We start from the raw sequence: 15,189 nt of genomic DNA on the forward strand, positions 1-15,189 counted from the left end.
AGCTTACCTCCCAGTGTTATATGTCAACGAAGGACTATATTTTAATGTTTGCAATAAAATGTGCTGTTGCTCGAAGCTGTGAACTTGTTGGAAGCCGCTTGCTGTACTCGAGCGCTCTGGACGGCCGATGTAGCTTACGCTTGCACCTGCTGGTGCAACTTTGCGCAGGCGTGGTTCCATGTAGAACCATGAGCCCATGTTTTGCGGCTCTTCTTGTACCCAAACAATTTCTTTCAGATTCGGCATACGTTCAAGGATTGCTGCGATTTCTTTATCAGGGAACGGATACAGCTGCTCAACACGAACCACATGCAGCCAATCCAGCTCTTTATCGCCATTTTTCTCAATCGCTTCATCGATATCAATCGCCATCTTGCCTGTAGCGAGAACGAGGCGTTCTACGCGGTCAGGATGAGTGCCGAGACCTTTTTGTTCTACAACCGTCTTGAATGTACCATTGCTAAGCTCGGAAATTTCCGAAGCAACACGCGGGTTACGAATCAAGCTCTTAGGTGCCATGATGATCAGTGGACGAGCAGCATCGCTCTCTGTGATCGAAGCCTGGCGGCGAAGCAAGTGGAAGTAGTTCGCTGCACTGGATAGGTTCACAACCGTCCAGTTCTCTTCAGCGGACAACTGCAGGAAGCGTTCCAGACGAGCGCTGGAGTGCTCTGGTCCTTGACCTTCGTAACCATGCGGAAGCATCATGATCAGGCTCGATTTTTGCTGCCATTTTGCACGGCCAGCCGAGATGAACTGATCAATCAGAACTTGCGCTACGTTCGTGAAGTCACCGTACTGTGCTTCCCAAATAACCATTGTTTCCGGAGCGTGTACGTTGTAACCATATTCGAAGCCAAGTACAGCAGCCTCGGACAGCGGGCTGTTATGAATCGCGAAAGATGCTTTAGCTTCAGGCAGATGATGAAGCGGGCAGAAAGTATCGCCAGTCTCAGCATCATGCAGCACAAGGTTACGGTGAGCGAATGTTGCACGTTCAACGTCTTGACCGCTGAGACGAATTGGTTTGCCATCTGCCAGAATCGATGCAAAAGCAAGCGTTTCGGCATGGCCCCAATCCATTTTCTCACCGTCGTTCACAGCAGTTGCACGGCGTTCCAAGATGCGCTGCAGCTTCGGATAAACGTTGAATTTCTCCGGCCATTTCAACAGGTTTGCGTTGATTTCGCGAAGAGTTTCAACGGACACAGGAGCTACTGCTTCACCAGTTGAAAGCTCATTTGGCAAACCTTGCGTCTGGTGGACAGGCTCTTGGCCTTCGCGGCTCTTCATTTCCTCGTAAGCTGCTTTCAGGCGGTTGATTACTTCTTGCTTCAAGCCTTCTGCATCTTGCTCGGTAATTGCGCCCTCAGCTACAAGTTTGTCGATAAAGACACGGCTTACAGTTGGATGAGCTTTTACCTTTTTATAGATGGTCGGTTGCGTTGTTTCCGGATCATCTGTTTCGTTATGTCCGTATTTACGGTAACCGATCAGATCAATCAGGAAGTCCTTCTTGAACTTCGTACGGTACTCACTTGCCATACGAGCTGCCATAATTACCGCATCCGGGTCATCAGCGTTTACGTGAACGATTGGAATCTCATAGCCTTTAGCCACGTCGCTCGCATAATGCGTCGAACGGGAATCATGGCTTTCCGTTGTAAAGCCGATTTTGTTGTTGACGATAATATGAAGCGTACCGCCATGCGAGTAACCGTTCAGCTGCGACAAGTTCAATGTCTCTGCTACGATACCTTCACCAGGGAATGCAGCGTCGCCGTGCATAATGATCGAAGCAGCGGCATCCATGTTTTGCTTCGGATAACCTGTTGCTGTGCGGTCATCTTGTGCTGCACGTGTGAAGCCTTCGACAACTGGGTTAACGAACTCCAGATGGCTCGGGTTGTTCGCCAGCGTAATGCGGGTCTTAACGGTCTCGCCAGTTCCGATCGAGCGGTTAGCGCCAAGGTGATATTTTACGTCGCCGGTCCAACCGTAGTTGATACCGATAGAGCCTTCGGATGGGCTCATTTTTTTGTTAGATGCGTTATGGAACTCCGAGAAAATCTTGCTGTAAGGTTTGCCAAGCACATGCGCAAGAATATTCAAGCGGCCGCGATGCGCCATGCCCATCAAAATATGTTTAACGCCGTCATTAGACAGCTCGTGAACCATTTCATCGACAAGGGCAACGAGTACATCATTACCTTCCACCGAGAAACGCTTCTGGCCGACAAATGTGCGCTGCAGGAAATCTTCGAATTGTTCAGCTTCGAACAGCTTCGTCAGCAGCTTCTTGCGTTCATCCGTGCTCAGCTTGCTTGATGGGTTTTCTTTCTCTACACGCTGCTTGAGCCATGCACGTTCTTCTTCGTTATGAACGTGGCTGAACTCATAAGCAATGGTTCCCGTGTAGGCTTTGCGAAGTTTTTCGATTGCATCCCAGCCGTTCTTAACATCAGCAGGTGCTTTCGTCCATACAAGCTCAGCAGGCAATGCAGCCAGATCAGCTTGAGTTAAGCCGTATGTTTCAAGTTCAAGCATATTGGTGCTTACTTTCGGGCTGATACCAAGTGGATCGATATCCGCAGCTAAATGGCCGAAAGCGCGTATGTTCCATACAAGCTTACCAGCCGCTACTAGGTTTTGAAGAACTTTCGCATCGATTGCCGCGCCGCCAGAAGACTGTGCCGCAACGATAGGTGCTGTTTGTCCTGCGTATTGAGGCGGTTCACCATGAAGTTCGAACAGCTCACGATACTCAGCGATAACAGATTCAGGGTTTTGTTTGAAAAGCTCATATTGTTCTTGGACATATCCAAGATTGGGTCCGTAATAGGAAGCCCAAGGGTCTTGCTTGTGCAAATTGCCAGATGACATCGACAGATACCTCCGTCTAGGATTTTGAAGTTCAAGGGACGGAAATTAGAACTTTCTTATACAACCATTATATTATAAACATGCCTCAAAACTTAAATAACGAATATGTATCATTATTATCTTGAATATAGATTGATTCAGCACTGCGAGCGGCATTTTTCATTCTTATTATGCTCATATCGTCAATATCCAACACATTATTCCTGTGGAAAGCTGTCGTTTCTAATAAAGTTGTATTCGGATTCGAGAACGATTGGGTTTGACCAATAGAAATTTCCCCCGTTTCGTGGAAAAAAGTAACCCTATTCCTTAAGTTATAAGCTCTATAATGGAATGGGATGGACATATTGATCAGCGGGAGTGAGGAATCGTGAACGTATCAATTGGAGGCTATTCGTTTAACAACACGAATCTAGAAGGCAAGATGGATGTATTTGGTTATTTGGAAACGGTTAAATACCGCTATAAGCTGAATGTTGCCGATTTATGGAACGGGTTTTTCATCGATCGGAATACAGGTCCAATCTATCAGCTTGCAGATGAAAGCTATATCCGCAAAATCCGTGAAGCGCTGGATGAGAAGGAAATGTCGGTTGTCAATTTTGCAGTTGACGGTGCTCATCTATGGGATCCGAATCCCGATGTTAGGAAGAAGCTGCATGAGAATGCGCTTGTGCATCTCCGCGCATCGGTTATTCTAGGCGCGAAGACTGTCCGCATCGATACAGGCGGCAGCTATCATGACGTAGAAACAATGACGGACGAACAATTCGAATATACGGTACGGATCTATCAGGAGTTCGCACAATTTGCTGCAGATAACGGGTTTCTTATCGGCCCGGAAAATCATATGGGAGCCTCGCTCTTGCCGCGCGAAATGAAGCGGATCGCCGAAGCGGTTGATCATCCTGCCTTTGGTTTTCTTGTCCATCTTGGGCGCTGGAGAGCGGATCAGGAAGAGGGCGATAAGCTGGTTGCACCATGGGCGTACCACACTCATTTTGATGAGCAAACCGCCGTTTCTGGCAATGCCTTGGATACGATCGCAATCTTGAAGGATGCAGGCTACAAAGGGTATTGGGGGATCGAATACAATGCGCCTAAGCGGCAGTATCTTGAGACAGAGAGACTGCTGGGCATGGTTAAGAAGCTGCTTGCAGACGAAGCGGACAGAGGGGGTAATGCGTAATGGAGACGATTAAAGTCGGGATTATTGGTGTTGGGCAAATCGGCAAGCAGCATATTGAGAAATATCGTCTTATTGCAGGTGTAGAGATCGTTGCGATCTGCGATGTAAATGAAGCAGAAGTAAGACGTGTGGCAGAGCAATTTGGCATACCAAACAGCTATACAGACTTCCACCAGCTGCTCGATCAGGAAGATATCGCGGCCGTTGACGTATGCTTGCATAATAACTTCCATGCTCCGGTTACGATTGCTGCGCTCAAAGCCGGAAAACATGTTTATTGCGAAAAACCAATCGCCGGTACATATGAAGACGGCAGACGAATGGTGGAAGCAGCGGAAGAGACAGGCAAAATGCTGCATGTTCAGCTCTTTACACTGTACGGTAAAGATACGAAAGCAGCCAAAGCATTAATTGACGCCGGCAAGCTGGGCAGGCTGTATCATGCGCGGTCTACGGGCTTCCGCCGCAGAAATCGTCCTTATGTGGATGGCTACGGCACACCATTTTTCACTCGTAAGGAGACGGCTGCTGGAGGAGCTTTGCTGGATATGGGGGTCTACCATATTGCTCAGCTTCTTTATTTGCTTGGCAATCCGGAGGTTGAACGGATCTCGGGTAAGGTCTATCAGGAGATGGCGATGCTGGAGGAACGAAGAGAGAGCAGCGGTTTTAATGTAGAAGAGCTGGCCACTGGCTTCATTCGTTTCAAGGGTGGTCTCACTTTGGATTTGATTGAAGCCTGGTCGGTTCATATGGGAGGCTTTGAGGGTAGCAGTATCCTTGGCTCGGAAGGTGGCGTACGGTTCCCGAATGGCTTGCCGGGAGAAGCCAGCCAGCCATTCAGCTATCACAGTACCGTATGTGATATCGATCTAGACAGTACGATAGATCTCGACATGATGGATTTGCGCTGGCATCGGATTCGCGAGAATGAAGATGCTTATGACTCCTCGCAGCATCACTGGATTGCGGCGCTGCAGGGCCGAGTTCCACTCTTGCCGACGGCGGCAATTGCTCTGCGTACGATGCTGATCAGCGAAGGGATTTATCTCTCTGAAGAGCTTGGCCGTGAAGTGACGGTGGAAGAAGTAACGGCATGTTCCAGCTCGACAGCTATTCCTGTGTAAACCATAACGAAAATGGCGGTGGACATCTTGAGTGAGGGAGATACCGATACGAAGGAAGCAAAGACGAGCTTTCGCTCAATTAAGGCTTTTAATTTTTTTAGTTATGGAACAATAGCGGTATACAGTACATTTTTTGCGCTTTATTTGCAATCCATCGGCATTACTCCTTTAAAAATCGGAGCAATGATGGCGGGTGGACCCATTGTTTCTTTAATTGCGAATCCATTGTGGGGTTATCTGAGTGACCGGACTCGGAATATACGGTTCATTCTCATTATGATGCTGGTTGGCAATCTAGCGGTTATGCAGCTTGTATTTCTGTCTCATTCTTATACGCTTATTTTTGGCTGTATGATAGCGTTTTTCTTTTTCCAAATGCCATTATTCTCGCAAAGCAACAGCCTTATTCTCAATAGTATCGAGGGGACACGTCATAAGTTTGGGGCTTTTCGGCTTTGGGGATCACTTGGCTGGGCGGTACTAGCCGTTATAACAGGACCTATTCTTGGACAGATCGGCATTGACCGGCTATCACTCGTGTACAGCTTAATGATGTTTGTGGCGATTGGCTTCGCTTTTACCTTGCCGCGAGGTGCGTCACCGAAGACAACGGTTGAAGTGAACTATAGGCGGATGCTGGGGAACAGGGCATTCCTTGCGTTTCTTATCATTGGACTGTTGATATCGATTCCGAATTCAATGAACACAACCTTCATTGGCTTGTATATGGCGGATCTTGGTGGTCACACGGATCTGATTGGATGGTCGGCTTTCTTGTCCTCGATCTTCGAGATCCCTGTCTTTCTGCTGCTGGACCGTTATCTGACGAAAAATGCACGTAGGATGATTAGCTGTCTGATTCTTGTAAGCTTGTTGTATGCGTTACGCTGGTTCCTCATGGCGGGAGCGGGCGATGCGATACAGATAATATTTATCCAGACGCTGCATTGCTTGACCTTCGGCGCTTTCTATTACATTGGCACGCAGCTGACAGCACTTATTGTGCCAGCCGAGCTGCGTGCTTCGGGGCAGGCGGTCTATGCATTGACTTGGGGTGGTTTGTCCGGAATTGCTGCTGGCTTTCTGGGCGGATACCTTTTTGAACAGAAAGGTCCGGAGACTATTTATTGGGCAGGTACGGGCATGGCGCTGCTTGGTATAGCAGGTTTCTCATTGCTCTATGTGTATATGAGAATGACTGCGTCAAAGGAGACGAATCGAGAAATAAGTGTTTAGCAACATTTTCCCCCGTACCTTCGTCCAAATCTCTGAACGCTACTCTACACATTCAGCTTAGAGACAGAAGGAGGACAATAACAATGAAACAACGTTTAACCGCTGCGGCGATCTCGGCCGCTGTCTTGTTCGGGTCTTTGTCAGGGCAGGCATTTGCCGCTGATTCAGGCTTCAAGGACATTGCGAATTCGAGCAGCCGGGTACAGATCGAGGCGCTTCAAGAGCTTGGAATTGTGAAAGGGGTATCCACTTCGGAATTCCATCCGGAAGAAAGCCTGACTGGCGCACAAGGGATCGAACTTATTGTTCGAACCATGCAATTAAGTCTTGCCGCTATCGATTTCAAGCAAGCTCCTACGGCAGAAGGATTCTTCACAAATGTGAAAAATGATGCTTGGTATGCAGAGAGCTTCGTAATCGCTCATTATAATGGGCTGGATATTCCTGCGGATATCGATCCGTCGAAGCCGCTTACCCGTGAGCAGTTCACGCATTATCTGGTGCAGGCTCTGGAGAAGACCGGCCAATATCCGCTCATTAAGATGTACATTAACATTCTGGATGAGAAGGATATTACGGTAGATTATCAGGGAACGATTCAGCGTGCGCTGCTGTATAAGATTGCAAAGCTTGATGAGGAAGGTAACTTCCATCCGCAGGAGATTGTAGATCGTGGAGAAGCGGCAGCAATGCTGTACGATGCGCATCAGTTTGTTGAGACGCACAAGGATAACGGTCAGGTTGACCCTGAGACTCCTGAAGCTCCAGATACACCTGAAGCTTCAGCAACACCGGAAGCTTTACAATAAATATGAACAGAGGCTGCCACTAGACTTCAGGTCTAGCGGCAGCCTCTTTCTTTTGCCGCTCCGCAATGCATGCTTTCATAGTATAATAGGAGCATCATGAACAGTTGGAGAGAGGAACACGAATGACGCAAATTAAAGATCTTCGTAATCAAGACGATTTTACCGGCTTCTATTTGCTCAAGGAGCTGGATGTGAAGCAGACCAATGCAACGACACCTAAGGATTATTTCGATATCGTACTAGGGGATTCCAGCGGGCAGCTGGGGGCAAAGTTCTGGGATGTCTCACAGCAGGATAAAGAAACCTTCTTCCCGATGGGGCTTGTTAAAGTACAAGGTAATGTCCATTTATATCGGGAGAAGCTGCAGATCAAGATTTCAAGGATGCGTCCTGCAGCGCCAGAAGATGGTGTTACACTGACGGATTTCATCCGCTCGGCACCGGTTGCTTCTAATGAACTCATTGATACAATTAATCAAGCAAAAGACAGCATACAGGATGCAGAGATTAAAACTATTGTGGACTATTGCGTAGCAAAGGTGGAAGAGAAGCTGACGCATTACCCAGCCGCGAAGACGCATCATCATGCGTATTTTGCGGGTCTGGCCTATCATATGGCGAGAATGCTGGAGATTGGGGAATTCCTTTGCAAGCAGCGGCCGTTCCTAAATGCGGATCTGCTTAAGGCAGGTATTATTCTTCATGACATCGCAAAGCCGGAGGAGATGATTGCGCAGCTTGGCATCGTATCCGACTACAGCCTTTCGGGTAAGCTGATGGGACATATTTCGCTAGCATCGACATGGATTACGGAGGCAGCGATTCGCTGCGATATAAATTTACAGTCGGAGAAATTGCTCGGGCTGCAACATATGGTGCTGTCTCATCATAATCTGGGAGAGTGGGGAAGCCCCGTTCAGCCGCAAACGGCCGAGGCGGTAGCGCTGCATCATATTGATGCCATGGATGCCAAGCTGCAAATGGTTGAGGATGCTCTTCTGACGACACCGGAAAGTGAACCATGGACCCCTGTTATACGTGGACTGGAAAATAAGCCAGTCTATCGGATGAAACTGTAAGTATCCGTATTATTATAAACAGGTAATGGGGTGAAAAACCGGTGATAGCACCGGTACAGCCGATGACCGATAACGAACCAATCAGATATAAGCAATGCGTGCATTGTATGGAGCAAAAGCCGGAAACGGACTTCCTGCGCCGAACGGGCAGGCGTTCCGGAACAGGCTCTCGGCGCGGCTCTTGCCGATCCTGCCGTAAGCATAGAAGCAGGATTCCTGCTGCGACGATATCGTATGCGGAATCTGAATTGCCGCCTAATAATCAGATAGAGCACTCGCCAGTATCTGAGGCTGCAGCTGCAAAACCAGTTAGCCAAGCTGCTCCTCTCACCGTACCTGATTTGGGGACGGCTGTTTCAGCACCTGCACCTGCAGCTCCAACTGCGCCTAGACGTCCGAGGCCAAAATCTTCTCCTAGGGGTGGAGCCAATATTTTAAAACCCCGCCCCCGTCCTTTGCCGGCGAACCATTCTCCGTCAGACGTTAGTCTGCTGAGGACAACACGTAAAGGAACGGTCTGGATGCGCGGTAGGACGGATAAAGGGCGGCGCTGGCATCAGGAGATTGAGCTGGAATTAGCCGTTACGCTTGTGAAGGAGCGGGCCGCTGTTATTGTAAACCGGACTACAATCCGGCGTTTGTTCAGCAACAAGGATTTCCGAAGCTTTATCTTGACGAGGGACAATTACACCTGTCATTTCTGCGGACAATACGGTGATACGATTGACCATATGCTGCCGAGGGCAAAGGGCGGCCATACAACACCGGACAATTGTGTATGCGCGTGTAATGATTGCAATCAGTCAAAAGCAGATAAAGATATTGAGGAATTTATGCGTGATCTGTAAACAAACAGGGAGTACGGAAACCGAAGTGGTAACTTCGTCCCGTACCCCTGTTCTGCGTTCTAGAATAAGCTCCAATCCATCTCACGAGAGAGTGTCTCGAGCAGATGAACGCCAGCAATGCTGTTACCCTTCGTGTTCAATGCCGGGCCAACGACACCGATGCCGAATCGACCTGGCACCATCGTGAGGATCCCGCCGGAAACTCCACTTTTAGCTGGAAGTCCAACCTGAATCGCAAATTCGCCCGAAGCATTGTACATCCCACATGTAACCATAAACGTCTTCGCAATCTGTACATAACGGCGCGGAATAAGGGGGGCTCCTGTGATGGGGTCTGTTCCGTTGTTCGACAGCACAAGAGCCATACGTGCAAGATCACTGCAATTCACTTGTATAGAACAATGATGGAAATAGACATCCAGCACCTCTTCGACTTGCCCTTCCAGAACCCCGTTATCCTTCAACAGATAAGCCATCGATCGGTTCAAGTTTGCCGTATCCGATTCCGACCGATAAACCTCCATATCATAGGTCAATGTATCGTTACCTGCGAGTGATTGGAAGAAGGAGAGAATTCGTGAAGTTTTCTCAGCAGCATTCTGGCCATGAATCAAAGACGAGATGGCGATAGCCCCGGCGTTAATCAGCGGGTTGAACGGAATTCCCGGCCGGACAAGCTCCAGCTTCAGCATCGAATTGAAGTTATCGCCAGTTGGCTCCATGCCGACTTTTTCGAACACCGCTTTTTCGCCATTGTCCATCAATGCGAGGATAAGCGTGAACACTTTCGAAATACTCTGCATCGTAAAAGAAAGGCTGCAGTCACCACTCGAAATGGTATTGCCCGTTGTATCGATCAGATGGATACCAAGCGCGTTTTGCGGGGCCTTCGCCAGCTCTGGAATGTAAGAGGCCGTCTTGCCGTAGGCGGATCGCACTTTGCTCGCTTCGACCCAAGTCGGGAGCTGGCGGTTTAATAATTCTTTTTCTTGCTCGGTAAATGACATAGCCACTCTTCTCCAATCCATTGTCCAACTCATTTTCTTTCAATTATATTTCATATTCCAAATTGCGAACAGTGCGAGCGAATCTCTAGATTGATTTATGATTTGGACTCGCTTAGACTATGATTTTACAGGCTGCTGACTGCCAAATTTGGCATAGAGAGATAATAAGCTAGCCGGATAGATAAAGCGGGAGGAATGGAAAGTGAGAAAGAAACGAACAGGGCTCGTCATGCTCGCACTTCTTGTGGCGATTATCGCAGGATGCGGTCAAAATAATAATGCAGACAAGCAGAACAATCAAGCAGTAAACGAAGGAAAAGATGGGCAGGAAGTAAACCTGAAGGTAGCGGTACTTATTCCGCCGATGAGTGAAATTCTGGAGCTGGTGAAGCCTTTACTGAAAGAGGACGGTATTAACCTGGAGATCGTGACGCTCTCGGATAACGTTCAGCCAAACACAGCCCTTCAACATAAAGAAGTAGACGCGAACTTCTTCCAGCATGTTCCGTATATGAATGATTTCAATGCCACAAACAAAGGTACGCTGGTGCCGGTCAAAGCGATCTATAATGCGGTATATGGCGGCTATTCGAAAAAGTATAAAAAAATCGAGGAACTTCCAGAAGGTGCAACAATTGCGATTGCAAATGATCCGTCTAATATCGGACGCTCGCTTGTTATGCTGGAGAACAACGGCTTGCTTAAGCTGAAAGACGGCGTTGGCATCAAAGCAACACAGGCCGACATTGTTGATAATCCGCATAAGTATAAGTTCCAGGAAGTCGATCTGTTAATGTTGGCCCGTGTTATCGATGACGTAGATATGGTCCTCATGACTCCGGCATACGCGAAGCCACTGGGGCTTACACCAAAGAATGATGCTCTAATTACGGAAGGCAAAGACTCCGACTTCGTCATCACGTTAGTAGCACGTGAGGATAATGTGGATTCTGCTCCGATCCAGAAGCTTGCTGAACGTATGACAGGTCCAGAGGTGAAGAAATTCCTCGAAGACAACTACAGCGATATTGCATTGCCTGCATTTGAATAAATGGAATGGCGTACAAATTGATGATCAATTTGTACGCCATTTTTTTGTTTTGTAAATGATGCAACAAATTCTATGCAACAGTTGTCTTCCTTGTCAGGAAGCTGAAGTTAATGGGCTGGGAGATGATCGTTGGTGAGATACTCGAAAGCTATATTTGTTGCAATAGGTTTGCTTTTCCTCTTAACAGGTTGTTCAGAATCCCATAAGCTCACGATAAACGATATCGAATCATCCTTTACTAAAGCTGGCGTGAAATACACGGAACAACTTGGCCCCTCTGAGGCGAAAAAGAGTATGGTGTATAATGGCACTGCTCCTGCTGTTATTCTGCATACAGATGGAGATTTTCGAGAAGAAGGACTTAAGGTATATCTATATACATCTGATGTTGAAAGGAAGAAAGGGCTGGAGCAATTCCAGGAGGAGCAGTCCATAGATCTCACCTATGGGATGAAAGAAACAGCGATGTATGCACATAATGTTATGTTTGTATCTTTCAGCTACACGGAAGCAGAATGGACAGCGATTAAGAAGTTGAAATAGCCTTAGCGATATCGCACATCGTTAAGACCCACTTAACGCGTCTTTGAAGTTTGCTTAACGATACCGCACATCGTAAAGCACAAGGATTTAGCTCATTTTAGGCTCGAATAGCTAGTTTGGACAGGTCTTAACGATGTAGCACATCGTTAAGGTGCAGCTTATACGTGGTTTTAGCCAGCTTAACGATATGGCATATCGTTAAGTTGGCTTGCCCTAATAAAAAAGCCGTCCCATCGAATGGGACGGCATACTTTGTACCAATAAATAAAAAAGTGGATGGGGATGTATCTCCTGGAGGAGCAGAGTAGATGCTTTCGAAGCAACTTTCTTGTCAGATAGCTTTTAAGCGCTCGCCTTTGCCAATGTGAAATCTCATTGAAAATGAGTTGGATCGGAATTTCACACTGGCAACCGCTAAACCGAATCTCTCAATTGGTGAACCTTCAGTTGAGATTCGGTTTAGCGGAAGGAGATACATCCCATAAACGACTTTTATAATTCCTAGCCGACTCTTTTCAAGAACTCTACAATCGTGAGCAATCCTTTATCAAAGTTCTCCAGATTAAAATGCTCGTTAGGAGCATGGAGATTCTCATCCGGCAGGCCAAAGCCCATCATTATAACAGGTGCGGAGAGAAGTCGGGAGAAGGTTTCTACAATTGGAATAGAGCCGCCGTCTTTTGTGAAGAGTGCACGAGTGCCGTAGACTGCTTCATACGCGTCCGCAGCTATTTGGAGAAGCGGAATGGATGGATCCATATCGAAGGCGCGGGCTTTTTCGCCTGGCTTCACTTTCAACGTTACACCTGGCTGAACATTCGCATGTAGGTGAGCAATGATGCGGTCAAGAGTAACCTGTGGATCCTGCTGGCCAACCAGGCGGCAGGTGATTTTGGCATGTGCTTCTTTCGGGATAACGGTCTTTGTGCCTTCGCCTTGGAAGCCGCCGTATACGCCGTTTAGTTCAAGGGTTGGACGGGCACCAGTACGTTCCACAAAAGAGTAGCCTTCTTCACCATATGTAGTGCTAAGGCCAAGCGTTTGCTTGAGCTGTTCTTCATTGAAGTTCTGCTTCTCGAATTCTGCATGCATATCAGCCGTCAATTCAGGCACGCCTTCATAGAAGCCTTCAACCGTAATACGACCCTGCTTATCATGAAGAGAAGCAAGGAGCTCAACCATAGCATGAAGAGCATTCGGAACGCCGCCGCCATAAGTACCTGAATGAAGGTCTGTATTCGAAGCGTTGATGGTCAGCTCCAGCGAGCACAGTCCACGCAGGCCAATGGAGATGGCCGGCTTACCTTTTTCAATGAGAGAAGTATCCGAGATCAGTACAGCATCCGTTGACAGCTTATCTTGCTGCTCCTGCAGGAACGTTAACAGACTTGGGCTTGAGATTTCCTCTTCGCCTTCGATACAGAACTTCACGTTTACAGGCAGCTGTTGCTCCTGTTTCAACAGTGCTTCAATCGCCTTGATATGCAGGAAAATCTGACCTTTATCGTCTGTTGCTCCACGTGCATACAGCTTACCGTTGCGTTCCGTTGGCTCAAATGGCGGCGTCTCCCATAAGTTGAGCGGATCAACCGGCTGCACATCATAGTGGCCGTAAATTAACACAGTTGGTTTGCCAGGAGTATGCAGATGCTCGGCATAAACGATTGGATGTCCGGCTGTTTGATGAATTTTCACGTTGTCGAGTCCAGCTTGCTCAAGCTTGCCAGCCACCCACTCAGCGGCTTTGATCATGTCCTGCTTATGCTCAGACAGTGCTGAAATGCTCGGAATAGTTAAAAACTCTTTAAGCTCCCCCAGCTGCTGTTCTCTTAATTCTTTAAAATACGTTTCATAACTCATGTGATATGTACCTCCTAAAATGAATTGTTACCCAATTAGCCTTGTGAAGGCCAATCGTAATGATTCATGCTTCGTAAGCATGGACCAAATGAATGATTACCCAATTGGCCTTCTAGAGGCCAATCGTAATGATTCATACTTCGAAAGCATGAACCAATGAATTGTTACCCAATTAGCCTTGTAAAGGCCAATCGTAATGATTCATACTTCGTAAGCATGGACCAAATGAATGATTACCCAATTGGCTTTCTAGAGGCCAATCGTAATGCTTCATGCTTCAAAAGCTTAGTTACAGTATACGCTTCACGGCAGCCAAAAAAAAGCAGCCCTGCCGATGGGCAGAAGCTGCTATACGATCCAACTTATTTATTCAGCATGTGGAACACTTGCTCAACGTCTTTGTCGCCGCGGCCGGACAAATTGACAATGATGATCTGATCCTTGGTCATCGTAGGCGCAAGCTTTTTCGCATGAGCAACTGCATGTGCGCTTTCGAGCGCAGGGATAATTCCTTCCGTACGGGACAGCTCCTGGAACGCTGCCAGTACTTCTTCATTGCTGATTGTTACGTATTCTGCACGTCCACTAACTTTCAGATGGCTGTGCTCCGGTCCAATACCCGGATAGTCGAGTCCAGCAGCGATGGAGTATGTTTTTCTAGGATTTCCTTCCTCATCGAGCAAAACGAGACACTTGAAGCCGTGAATAATGCCCGGCACGCCTTCGGTCAAGGTTGGAGCTTGATCAGGCTCAACACCAATGAGGCGTACGGAAGGTTCATCTATGTAATGAGCAAATGCACCAATGGCGTTGCTTCCTCCGCCAACGCAGGCGATAACGGCGTCTGGGAGACGACCCTCTTTGGCCAAAATCTGACGCTTCGATTCTTCACTAATAATCGATTGGAAATGCTTAACCATCGTAGGGAAGGGATGTGGTCCTACGGCCGAGCCAAGGAGATAGAATGTATTTTTATAGTTTTCAACGAGATCATTCAGCGCTTCGTCTACCGCGTCTTTCAGGCGGCCTTGGCCTTTGTGTACAGGTATAACGGTTGCTCCAAGCAGCTCCATACGGAATACGTTCAGCGCTTGGCGGCGAGTATCTTCCGCACCCATATAGATAACGCAGTCCATGTTGAACATGGCACAAGCCGTTGCCGTTGCAACACCGTGCTGGCCAGCTCCAGTTTCGGCAATCACACGTTTAGCACCCATACGTTTGGCAAGCAAAATTTGCCCAACAACGTTGTTGATTTTGTGAGCGCCGGTATGGTTCAGGTCTTCGCGCTTCAGGTAGATTTTCGCTCCGCCCCAAGCGTCCGTTAATTGCTACGCATAAGTCAGCGGATTCTCGCGGCCAACATATTCTTTGAGGTAGTATTCGAGTTCTTCTTTAAATTCTGGGTCGTCCTTAAACTTGTTGAACTGTGCACTTAAATAGTCTAATACTTCCTTCAGCTCAGGTGGAACAAAGCTGCCCCCGAACTCTCCAAAATATCCTTCAGCCACTTGTTCTTGACTCATTGAAAGCGCCTCCAATCGAATATGTACTCTA

General features: G+C 47.7%; 11 protein-coding genes and 1 pseudogene. 8 read left to right on the forward strand and 4 right to left on the reverse strand.

Annotation, left to right across the window (positions count from 1 at the left end):
• Positions 1 to 3 precede the first annotated feature (3 nt).
• A complete protein-coding gene (locus AB4Y93_RS09015) occupies positions 4 to 2,883 on the reverse strand; it encodes a 2-oxoglutarate dehydrogenase E1 component (protein WP_441891054.1) in 2,880 nt (959 codons plus the stop codon).
• A gap of 370 nt (positions 2,884 to 3,253) precedes the next feature.
• Between AB4Y93_RS09015 and AB4Y93_RS09020 the strand changes: the two genes are divergently transcribed.
• From AB4Y93_RS09020 to AB4Y93_RS09045, 6 genes are all read left to right on the forward strand, one after another.
• The gene (locus tag AB4Y93_RS09020; RefSeq protein WP_441891056.1) at positions 3,254 to 4,072 is read left to right on the forward strand and encodes a sugar phosphate isomerase/epimerase family protein; all 819 of its coding nucleotides are present in this window, start codon (positions 3,254 to 3,256) and stop codon (positions 4,070 to 4,072) included.
• On the forward strand, positions 4,072 to 5,199 hold the full coding sequence (locus tag AB4Y93_RS09025) for a Gfo/Idh/MocA family protein (RefSeq protein ID WP_441891058.1): 1,128 nt from the start codon (positions 4,072 to 4,074) through the stop codon (positions 5,197 to 5,199). Before AB4Y93_RS09020 ends, AB4Y93_RS09025 begins: the two co-directional genes overlap by 1 nt.
• 27 nt (positions 5,200 to 5,226) lie before the next feature.
• On the forward strand, positions 5,227 to 6,435 hold the full coding sequence (locus AB4Y93_RS09030) for an MFS transporter (RefSeq protein WP_441891060.1): 1,209 nt from the start codon (positions 5,227 to 5,229) through the stop codon (positions 6,433 to 6,435).
• 83 nt (positions 6,436 to 6,518) lie between these two features.
• The gene (locus tag AB4Y93_RS09035) at positions 6,519 to 7,244 is read left to right on the forward strand and encodes an S-layer homology domain-containing protein (protein ID WP_441891062.1); all 726 of its coding nucleotides are present in this window, start codon (positions 6,519 to 6,521) and stop codon (positions 7,242 to 7,244) included.
• A 122-nt stretch (positions 7,245 to 7,366) separates the two neighbouring features.
• On the forward strand, positions 7,367 to 8,323 hold the full coding sequence (locus AB4Y93_RS09040; RefSeq protein ID WP_441891064.1) for a 3'-5' exoribonuclease YhaM family protein: 957 nt from the start codon (positions 7,367 to 7,369) through the stop codon (positions 8,321 to 8,323).
• Positions 8,324 to 8,385: 62 nt separating this feature from the next.
• The gene (locus tag AB4Y93_RS09045) at positions 8,386 to 9,171 is read left to right on the forward strand and encodes an HNH endonuclease (RefSeq protein WP_441891611.1); all 786 of its coding nucleotides are present in this window, start codon (positions 8,386 to 8,388) and stop codon (positions 9,169 to 9,171) included.
• Between the two features lie 59 nt (positions 9,172 to 9,230).
• Here the strand turns inward: AB4Y93_RS09045 and glsA are convergent, their stop codons facing one another.
• A complete protein-coding gene (glsA, locus tag AB4Y93_RS09050; RefSeq protein ID WP_441891066.1) occupies positions 9,231 to 10,178 on the reverse strand; it encodes a glutaminase A in 948 nt (315 codons plus the stop codon).
• 229 nt (positions 10,179 to 10,407) lie between these two features.
• Here glsA and AB4Y93_RS09055 point away from each other — a divergent pair, with 229 nt between their 5' ends.
• Both AB4Y93_RS09055 and AB4Y93_RS09060 read left to right on the forward strand, forming a co-directional pair.
• The gene (locus AB4Y93_RS09055; RefSeq protein WP_441891613.1) at positions 10,408 to 11,229 is read left to right on the forward strand and encodes a MetQ/NlpA family ABC transporter substrate-binding protein; all 822 of its coding nucleotides are present in this window, start codon (positions 10,408 to 10,410) and stop codon (positions 11,227 to 11,229) included.
• A gap of 132 nt (positions 11,230 to 11,361) precedes the next feature.
• Positions 11,362 to 11,772 (forward strand): hypothetical protein, encoded by a 411-nt coding sequence (locus tag AB4Y93_RS09060; RefSeq protein ID WP_441891068.1) that lies wholly within the window; start codon positions 11,362 to 11,364, stop codon positions 11,770 to 11,772.
• Between the two features lie 501 nt (positions 11,773 to 12,273).
• Here the strand turns inward: AB4Y93_RS09060 and AB4Y93_RS09065 are convergent.
• Together AB4Y93_RS09065 and trpB are read right to left on the reverse strand one after the other, a co-directional pair.
• On the reverse strand, positions 12,274 to 13,632 hold the full coding sequence (locus tag AB4Y93_RS09065; RefSeq protein WP_441891070.1) for a dipeptidase: 1,359 nt from the start codon (positions 13,630 to 13,632) through the stop codon (positions 12,274 to 12,276).
• 362 nt (positions 13,633 to 13,994) lie between these two features.
• A pseudogene (trpB, locus tag AB4Y93_RS09070) lies at positions 13,995 to 15,158 on the reverse strand (tryptophan synthase subunit beta).
• Positions 15,159 to 15,189 lie beyond the last annotated feature (31 nt).

The sequence above is a fragment of the Paenibacillus sp. YAF4_2 genome (assembly GCF_052113225.1).
Lineage (GTDB): Bacteria > Bacillota > Bacilli > Paenibacillales > Paenibacillaceae > Pristimantibacillus.

Excerpts from the sequence above, each read along its gene's own strand:
- AB4Y93_RS09065 (WP_441891070.1), bottom strand. The coding sequence starts at position 13,632 with ATGAGTTATGAAACGTATTTTAAAGAATTAAGAGAACAGCAGCTGGGG.
- AB4Y93_RS09035 (WP_441891062.1), top strand. The coding sequence starts at position 6,519 with ATGAAACAACGTTTAACCGCTGCGGCGATCTCGGCCGCTGTCTTGTTC.
- AB4Y93_RS09040 (WP_441891064.1), top strand. The coding sequence starts at position 7,367 with ATGACGCAAATTAAAGATCTTCGTAATCAAGACGATTTTACCGGCTTC.
- AB4Y93_RS09025 (WP_441891058.1), top strand. The coding sequence starts at position 4,072 with ATGGAGACGATTAAAGTCGGGATTATTGGTGTTGGGCAAATCGGCAAG.
- AB4Y93_RS09045 (WP_441891611.1), top strand. The coding sequence starts at position 8,386 with ATGACCGATAACGAACCAATCAGATATAAGCAATGCGTGCATTGTATG.
- AB4Y93_RS09055 (WP_441891613.1), top strand. The coding sequence starts at position 10,408 with ATGCTCGCACTTCTTGTGGCGATTATCGCAGGATGCGGTCAAAATAAT.
- AB4Y93_RS09015 (WP_441891054.1), bottom strand. The coding sequence starts at position 2,883 with ATGTCATCTGGCAATTTGCACAAGCAAGACCCTTGGGCTTCCTATTAC.
- glsA (WP_441891066.1), bottom strand. The coding sequence starts at position 10,178 with ATGTCATTTACCGAGCAAGAAAAAGAATTATTAAACCGCCAGCTCCCG.